General features: G+C 66.8%; 5 protein-coding genes. All 5 read right to left on the minus strand.

Annotated elements, in window-relative coordinates; genetic code table 11:
* Positions 1-77: 77 nt before the first annotated feature.
* A complete protein-coding gene (locus CQY20_RS32320; protein ID WP_097945202.1) occupies positions 78-767 on the minus strand; it encodes a DUF8010 domain-containing protein in 690 nt (229 codons plus the stop codon).
* Positions 764-1126: an acyl-CoA thioesterase gene (locus CQY20_RS32325; RefSeq protein ID WP_097945210.1), complete on the minus strand. Its 363-nt coding sequence runs from the start codon at positions 1124-1126 to the stop codon at positions 764-766. The genes CQY20_RS32320 and CQY20_RS32325 overlap by 4 nt, the downstream gene beginning before the upstream one ends.
* 47 nt (positions 1127-1173) lie before the next feature.
* The gene (locus CQY20_RS32330; protein ID WP_097945204.1) at positions 1174-6018 is read right to left on the minus strand and encodes an NAD-glutamate dehydrogenase; all 4845 of its coding nucleotides are present in this window, start codon (positions 6016-6018) and stop codon (positions 1174-1176) included.
* A gap of 84 nt (positions 6019-6102) precedes the next feature.
* Positions 6103-7779 carry an energy-dependent translational throttle protein EttA gene (ettA, locus tag CQY20_RS32335; RefSeq protein ID WP_097945206.1) on the minus strand — a complete coding sequence of 559 codons (1677 nt, stop codon included), beginning with the start codon at positions 7777-7779 and terminating at the stop codon, positions 6103-6105.
* Positions 7780-7874: 95 nt separating this feature from the next.
* Positions 7875-8360 (minus strand): single-stranded DNA-binding protein, encoded by a 486-nt coding sequence (locus CQY20_RS32340; protein ID WP_097945208.1) that lies wholly within the window; start codon positions 8358-8360, stop codon positions 7875-7877.
* Positions 8361-8537 lie beyond the last annotated feature (177 nt).

The raw sequence follows: 8537 nt of genomic DNA on the forward strand, positions 1-8537 counted from the left end.
GCCAATGTTCTCAAGCAGGACAGGCACTTCCGTGCATTACAAGCCGTGTCAACGGCCCATCTCACGAAACGTTCAGGTTAGCGCAGGACGAGGGCCGGGTCGCCGCGGCGGCGATACACCGAGCCGAAGCGCGCGTCGATCCGCAGCCATGCGGGCAGGGCCCGCACCCGCACGATCTCATCGGCGGCCACGGTCGCGGGATCGAACCCGGTGTCGCGACTGGCGGCGGCCGACTGCGGCAGGAAAGCCATTGCCGTCAGGGTGAATACACAGCGCATTGGAATGCCGACATTGTCCTGTGCGGAGCTGACCGAGAGTACCTCTTGGTCAAGCAGTGACACCGGCGGACCGTGCGCGCTGCCATGCTGCTTGGCCAACGTGACGCCGCGCTGCGCCAATTCCAGCACCACCCGCGCAGGCACGTCGTCGATGTGGGTGAAGCCGCTGTCGGGCGGCAACGCACCGCGCCATGCCGAGTCCATCGGAAATCCCGGGTCGACGTGCCCGCTGGAGTCCATCGCGTCCAGTCCGCGGGCCAGCGCATCGGCGCCCGCGGTCAAGTCGGGCGGCCGTATCGTGCCCGCCACCACACGGCTGGCGAGCACGTCGAAACCCGTTGCCACCCACGCTACTACCTGTCCGCCTGCCCGCTCCCGCAGCCGAATCACGGCGGCATCGTCGAGCCGCATGGCCCGCTCGACGAACGTGGCGAGATCCTCGCGGTGGGTGGCGTCGACCAGCCAGATGCCCCGCTCGGGGCCTGTCATCGCAACCAGCGCCGCAGATACTCCTGCTGAGCCGGGGAAAGCCGTTGCAGTCGTTGCTCTTTGATGTGCACAGTGGCGAGCTGGGTTTCGGCGATCACCGCCGGCTTGGAGTCCGGCGCCGCGTTCACCGACCGCACCTCGTAGCCGATCGTGAAGTCGACGGCGCGCACCCTCTTGGTCCACATCGTCACCTGCAGCGGCGAATCCCGCAGCCGCAGCTGACCCTTGTAGAGGATGTTGACCTCGTGGATCAGCAGCCCGATGTCATCGATGACGTCCTCGAAAGGCTCACGCAGGAACGGAATTCGCGCCTCTTCGAGGAGGGTGACCATGGTGGCGTGGTTGATGTGGTGGTACATGTCGATGTCCGACCAGCGCACATGCACCGGCGCGACAAAGCCCGTCGTCACCCAGAAGTCCCCGTTCCGCTCGTTCGTGTCATGCTTCGGATCTGCCGCGCCGCCACCGACAGCGTCGCCAGGTCGCGCTCGTCGGACTCATAGATCTCGTTGAGCGTCCGGCGCGCCCGCTGCACGCGCGAGCCGTTGATCAGCTCCCACTCTGCGATCTTCTCCTCGCCGCGCTCCTCGGGCTCGCCGACGGCCAGCACATCGAAGCACAGCGACCTTAGCGAACCGTAGATGTCATCGCGAATCGCGAGCCGCGCCAACGAATGCCAGCGGTCCTCACGCGGCAGGCCGGACACCGCCGTCAGCAGTCCGTCGGCGCCGAGGTAGTCCATCAGCGCGAAGTACGTGTCGGCGACTTCGGCGGGCTCACGGTCGACGATGTCGGCGATGTCGATGACGTCGAGCAGGCTGTACTGATACAGGCCCGACGCGATCTTGTAGGCCAGGTCCTCGGGGACTCCGTGCGACGCGAAATGGCCGGTCTCTTTCTCGACGATCGCGCGGTCGTCGCCGCGCAGCCATTCGCGCATGCGCGGCGTCAGCTCGGCCACCTTCTTGGCAAAGCGGTTGACCTCCGCGCCCACGGCCAGCGGTTGCGGACGGTAGTTGAGCAGCCAGCGGCCGGCGCGGTCGATCTGTCGGCGCAGGTCCAGCGTCATCCGGTCGGTGATGTCCACCGCCGCCCCGGTGGCTCGGATCGCGCGCCACACCTCCTCCACGCGGAAGATCGCGTTGGTGGCGACGTAGGCCCGCACGGCATCGACCGGCCCGACGCCGACGTCCTCCATCACCCGGTACACGTAAGTGATGCCTGCGGCGTCGACGAGTTCGTTGACCAGCATCGTGCTGACGATCTCCCGGCGCAGTTGGTGCGAGCGGATCTCGGCGCCGAACTGCTCGCGCAGCCGCGTCGGGAAGTAGCGCGGCAGCCGGGCCGCGAAGACCTCCTGGTCGGGCAGGTCGCTGGCCAGCACCTGGTCCTTCAGTTGGAGCTTGACGTGGGCCATCAGCGTCGCCAGTTCCGGTGACGTCAAGCCGAGGCCCGCGTCGAGGCGCCGGCGAATCTCCTTCTCCGAAGGCAGCGCCTCGAGTTCGCGGTTCAGGCCGCGTTCCCTCTCCAGATCCTTGATCTGGCGGGCGTGCACGGGCAGCAGGCTCGGCGCGTTGGCGCGGCTGGTGCCCATCAGGTCGTTCTGGTCGGCGTTGTCGACGAGCACCAGCTCGCCGACCTCGTCGGTCATCGACAGCAGCAGTTCGGTGCGCTCCTCGGGCCGCACCTTGCCGGTGCTCACCAGGGCGTCGATCAGGATCTTGATGTTGACCTCGTGATCGGAGCAGTCCACCCCTGCCGAGTTGTCCAGCGCGTCGGTGTTGATCCGGCCGCCGTTGAGGTTGAACTCTATACGCCCCAGCGCGGTCACACCGAGATTACCGCCTTCGGCAATGACCTTGGCGCGCACCTGATTTCCGTTCACGCGCACGGTGTCATTGGCGCGGTCGCCGACGTCGGCGTCGGACTCTGTCTCGGCTTTGATGTAGGTTCCGATGCCGCCGTTGAACAACAGATCCACCGGCGCCTTCAGGATCCGGCGCACCAGATCCGGCGGCGGCAGTTCGGTGACGTCGTCTTCGATGCCGAGGGCGGCGCGCACCTGCGGGCTGATCGGGATGGACTTCTGCTGACGGCTGTAAACGCCGCCGCCCTCGCTGATCAGCGACGAGTTGTAATCGGCCCACGTCGAGCGCGGCAGGTCGAACAGCCGCTTGCGCTCCTGCCATGACGTGGCCGCGTCGGGGTTCGGGTCGAGGAACACGTGCATGTGGTTGAACGCGGCCACCAACCGGATGTGCTTGCTCAGCAGCATCCCGTTGCCGAAGACGTCGCCGGACATGTCGCCGATACCGACGACGGTGAAGTCCTCGGACTGGGTGTCGTGGCCCATCTCGCGGAAGTGGCGCTTAACGCTTTCCCAGGCGCCCTTGGCGGTGATGCCCATCGCCTTGTGGTCGTAGCCGACCGACCCGCCGGAGGCGAACGCGTCGCCCAGCCAGAACCCGTAGGACTTGGCGACCTCGTTGGCGATGTCGGAGAACGTCGCCGTGCCCTTGTCGGCCGCCACGACGAGATAGGCGTCGTCGCCGTCGCGCCGCACGACATCGGCTGGCGTGACGACCTTTCCGGTGGTCTGGTCGACGTTGTCGGTGACGTCGAGCAGGCCGGAGATGAACAGCTTGTAGCAGGCGATGCCCTCGTTGCGCTGCGCGTCGCGGTCAGCGGCCGGGTCACCGGTGGAGGCCGGCGGGCGTTTGACGACGAATCCGCCCTTGGCGCCGACGGGGACGATGACGGCGTTCTTCACCGCCTGCGCCTTGACCAAGCCGAGGATCTCGGTGCGGAAGTCTTCCTTGCGGTCCGACCAGCGCAGCCCGCCGCGGGCGACGTAGCCGAACCGCAGATGCACGCCCTCGACCCGCGGTGAGTACACGAAGATCTCGAAGCGGGGCCGCGGCAGCGGCAACTCGTCGATCAGCTGCGGGTTCAGCTTGATCGACAGAATGTTCTGGGCTCGAGCCGAATCCTCGCGGCGGACAAAGTAGTTGGTGCGCAGCGTGGCCTGGATCATCGACGCGAATGCGCGCAGCACCCGGTCGGTGTCGAGGCTCGTCAGCGCATCGATGTCGGCGGCGACCGAGGCGGCGGCGGCCTGCGCGTCACGGCGTTCCGGGTCGGCCTCCGGGTTGAACATGGCCTCGAACAATTCGACCAACGACCGCGCCGTCTTCGGGTTGCCGTTGAGCACCGACTCGATGTGCGCCTGGCTGTACGGAAAACCGGCCTGCCGCAGGTACTTCGCGTAGGCACGCAAGACGGTGACCTGCTGCCAGGTCAGCCGGGCACGCAGGACGAGTTCATTGAACCGGTCGATCTCGGCGCGGCCGTGCCAGATCGCGGTGACCGCGTCGGCGAAACGGACCGCGGTAGCGTCCCGTTCGGCCCTCTCGGTTTCTTCGGGGATATCGCTGACGACCGCGATCCTGAACTGATAGATCCACACCGGCAGCCCGTCGGGCCGGGTCACCGTGAAGGGTCGCTCTTCGAGGACGACGACGCCCATGGATTGCAGCATGGGCAGCAGATGGCTCAGCGACGCCGACCGCCCACCGAGGTACCAGGTCAGCAGCGCGGTGTCGCCGGTACCGTCGTCGCTGAACACCAGCTTGACCGAATTGTCTTCCAGCTCTTCGATGATCGCGATGTCGTTGATCGCGTTGTCGGGCGACACCGCCTGCTTGTAAACCTCGCTGAAGGCGCCCGAGTAGTGCTCGGCTTTCCGCTGGTCGATCGAGCCGGTGCGTACGGCGCCCAGCAGCCGGTCCCCCCAGGTGCGAGCCGCCTCGGTCAGCAGGTCCTGGATGCGCGTCTCGTTCTGCAGCGAGACGTCAACGTGCTGTGGGCGTGACCCCTCCGGCAGCCGCACCGTGAAATGCACTACCGCCCAGGGCGATTCGCTGACTCTGGCGGTGTATTCGATGCTCTCGCCGCCGAGTTCGCGGACCAGGATGTCCTGCATCTCCAGCCGGACGGCGGTGGTGTACCGGTCGCGGGGCAGATACACCAGGCAGGACACGAAATGCGCGAGCTGGTCGGCGCGCAGGAACAGCAGCGTGCGGCGGCGCGACCCGAGGTCGACGACGGCCATCGCCATGTCCAACAGCTCGCGCGCGCTGAGCGCGAACAGCTCCGAACGCGGAATGGTCTGGATGATGTCCAGCAGCAGCTGCGCCGGATGGCTGGGGTCGCGCTGCGCCATCGCGATCGCCTCGCTGACGCGTCGCGAAATCAACGGAATGTCCATGACATTCGCGTTCATCGCGGCGACAGTGAACAAGCCGATAAAGCGGTGCTCGACGACCTGATGGCCAGGATGTTCGCGAACGACGACGATGAAGGGATAGGCGCCGTAGCGCAGGAAGCTCGGCATCGTCGCCTGCGCCAGCACCACCAGGTCGTCGGGTTTGGTGAGCGGCGGCAGGATGTCGTCCCTGAACCGCGAGACCCCGAGGCGGCTCGACCAGTCGACCGATGCGGTGTTGTCTTGGATCAGGCAACGCTGATAGCCCAGCAGCACGAAATGCCCGTCGGCCAGCCAGCGCAGCAGCTCGGCGACGTCCTTGCGGTCGGGGCCGGGGAAGCGGCCCTCCGGGTCGATGTCGATGTCGTTGGCCAGGCCGAGCAGTGTGCCGGTCAGAATCCGCGAGTCCAGCGACACCTGACGGGCGTCGGCGAGCACGCGCGGCAGCAGCTGTTTGGCCTCGTCTACCGCCTTCGGGTCGACGGAGCCCGACAGCTGCACATGGATCCACGCCTCGTCGACGGCGTCCTGCGTGTTGGGCGCACCCGACGCCGGCTGGATGTCGATCAGCTCGCCGGTCGGGTCGCGCCGCACCCGCAGGATCGGATTCATGATCGCCTTGTAGGCCACCCCGAGCCGGTGCAGCAGCACCGTCACCGAATCCATCAGCATCGGCGCGTAGTCGGTGACGATCTGCAGCGCCGGGCCGAAGCCGGCCGGGTCATCCGCCGGGCAGACCCCGACCAGCGTCTCGCCGACCTGCCGGTGCCGGCCCAGCTTGTAGTGCGCTGTCAACAGCGCGGGCGAGATCAGCTTGCCCGGGCTCGGCATCTCCATCGGGCCGGTGATGGTCTCCGCCACCGGCGCGCCGCCGTGCGGCCCGTGGTAGGTCGCGATGTAGGCCTTGGCGAGCTTTTCGAGGGTGCCCGGTGCGATCGTGCGTTCGGTCGCCCCGTCGATGGACCTCCCGCTCGGATCGACCGTCATGCCACTCGCTCCTGACTCACCGGTGCGCACCGCCCACTGTTGGACGCCGCCGCGGCTGCGGCGACGGGGTACGCATTGGCGACATTAGTCGCGCGTGAGCCGCCTATGGGTAACCCTGTGCGGACGGGCCGCTTCGATGCCGAGACGTTGCACTTTGTTCTCTTCGTAGGCAGCGAAATTGCCCTCGAACCAGAACCACTTCGCCTCGTTGTCCTCATCGCCTTCCCACGCCAGGATGTGCGTGCAGGTGCGGTCGAGGAACCAGCGGTCGTGGGAGATGACGACCGCGCAGCCGGGGAACTTCTCCAGCGCGTTCTCCAGCGAACCGAGCGTCTCGACGTCGAGGTCGTTGGTCGGCTCGTCGAGCAGAATCAGGTTGCCACCCTCTTTGAGCGTCAGCGCCAGGTTGAGCCGGTTGCGCTCACCGCCGGACAGCACACCCGCGGGCTTCTGCTGGTCGGGGCCCTTGAACCCGAACGCCGACACGTACGCGCGCGACGGGATCTCGTTCTGGCCGACCTCGATGTAGTCGAGTCCGTCGGACACGACCTCCCACACCGTCTTGTTCGGATCGATGCGCGACCGGGTCTGGTCGACGTAGCTGAGCTTGACGGTTTCGCCGATCCGGACGGTGCCGCTGTCGGGCTGCTCCAGGCCGACGATCGTCTTGAACAGCGTGGTCTTGCCGACGCCGTTGGGGCCGATGACCCCGACGATGCCGTTGCGGGGCAGCGTGAACGACAGGTCCTTGATCAGCGGCCTGCCGTCGTAACCCTTGTCCAGGTGCTCGACCTCGACCACGACGCTGCCCAGGCGCGGGCCCGTCGGGATCTGGATCTCCTCGAAGTCGAGCTTGCGGGTCTTCTCCGCCTCGGCGGCCATCTCCTCGTAGCGCTGCAGGCGCGCCTTGCCCTTGGCCTGACGCGCCTTGGCGCCCGAGCGGACCCAGGCCAGCTCGTCCTTGAGCCGCTTCTGCAGCTTGGCGTCCTTGCGGCCCTGCACCGCGAGCCGTTCGGCCTTCTTCTCCAGGTAGGTGGAGTAGTTGCCCTCATACGGGTAGGCCCGGCCGCGGTCCAGCTCCAGGATCCATTCGGCGACGTTGTCGAGGAAGTAGCGGTCGTGGGTGACGGCCAGGATCGCGCCCTTGTACTCGGCGAGATGCTGCTCAAGCCACTGAACGCTCTCGGCGTCGAGATGGTTGGTCGGCTCGTCGAGCAGCAGCAGGTCCGGCTTGGACAGCAGCAGCTTGCACAACGCCACCCGGCGCCGTTCGCCGCCGGACAGGTGGGTCACCGGCTCGTCGGGCGGCGGGCAGCGCAGCGCGTCCATCGCCTGCTCGAGCTGGCTGTCGAGGTCCCACGCGTCGGCGTGGTCCAGCTCCTCCTGCAGCCGGCCCATCTCCTCCATCAGCTCGTCGGAGTAATCGGTGGCCATCAGCTCGGCCACCTCGTTGAACCGGTCGAGCTTGACCTTGATGTCGCCGAGGCCTTCCTCGACGTTGCCGCGGACCGTCTTGTCCTCGTTGAGCGGCGGCTCCTGCTGCAGGATGCCGACGGTGGCGCCGGGCTGCAGGAACGCATCGCCGTTGTTGGGCTGGTCCAGGCCGGCCATGATCCGCAAAACGCTCGACTTACCCGCACCGTTCGGACCGACAACGCCGATCTTCGCACCGGGCAGGAAGTTCAAGGTGACGTCGTCAAGGATCACCTTGTCGCCGTGCGCCTTGCGGACCTTCCGCATCGTGTAGATGAAATCGGCCATGCCGTAGTAATGCCTCTCTGGTTTCGGTATTGCTCGCGGACCATCGTAGGCGTTGACACTGGCCGTTCCGACCTCGCCGTCAGCGGCCGCGACAGTTACGCCGACATCGGCAACGCCGTGTCATCTCGCGTGTCGTCAGCCTCGGCGGTTTCGCCGTCCTCCTCGACCGCGTCGCCTGGCCTTTCGGCGGCGTCGCCGCTGGTCGCGTCGGTGTTGTCGGTGTTCTTCGGCCGCTCGACCTTGGCGATGCTTCGCGCCAGGTCCGGTCCTACCGCGGTGGCCCGCACTTCCAGCGACGTACGACGATTGCCTTCGCGGTCGTCATATTCGCTGGTGTACACATATCCAACAACGATAACCGGGTCTCCCTTCCCGAGCGACGCTCCGGCGCCCCGCACCAGCTTGTCGCCCCAGCAGTTCACCGACACATACAGCGTGTTGCCCGGCTCCCACCTGCCGTCGGGTGTGCGTCGCCGTGAATTGCTGGCCACCCGGAACTTGTAGACCTCCTGATCGCCGACCCGGCGGCGGATCGGGTCGGTGATGATCGTGCCGATCACATGAATTGGCGTCTCGAACATTGCTCAGTCCTTTCGATTCATCGGCGTGTGCCGTGCCCATTGACCCCGCCGGCACTGACGCGACGGCGCCTCATGCGCGCCGCGGGGCCAGCTGCTGTGGATGAATCGCTGACTGTGGATGACGAGACCCGCAGCGCGAGACCCGTCGCGCCCCTTAACCCGCCGCCCCCTTAACCC

Source organism: Mycolicibacterium agri, assembly GCF_002553505.1.
GTDB classification, from domain to species: Bacteria; Actinomycetota; Actinomycetes; order Mycobacteriales; family Mycobacteriaceae; genus Mycobacterium; species Mycobacterium agri.

Excerpts from the sequence above, each read along its gene's own strand:
- CQY20_RS32320 (WP_097945202.1), bottom strand. The coding sequence starts at position 767 with ATGACAGGCCCCGAGCGGGGCATCTGGCTGGTCGACGCCACCCACCGC.
- CQY20_RS32325 (WP_097945210.1), bottom strand. The coding sequence starts at position 1,126 with ATGTACCACCACATCAACCACGCCACCATGGTCACCCTCCTCGAAGAG.
- CQY20_RS32330 (WP_097945204.1), bottom strand. The coding sequence starts at position 6,018 with ATGACGGTCGATCCGAGCGGGAGGTCCATCGACGGGGCGACCGAACGC.
- ettA (WP_097945206.1), bottom strand. The coding sequence starts at position 7,779 with ATGGCCGATTTCATCTACACGATGCGGAAGGTCCGCAAGGCGCACGGC.
- CQY20_RS32340 (WP_097945208.1), bottom strand. The coding sequence starts at position 8,360 with ATGTTCGAGACGCCAATTCATGTGATCGGCACGATCATCACCGACCCG.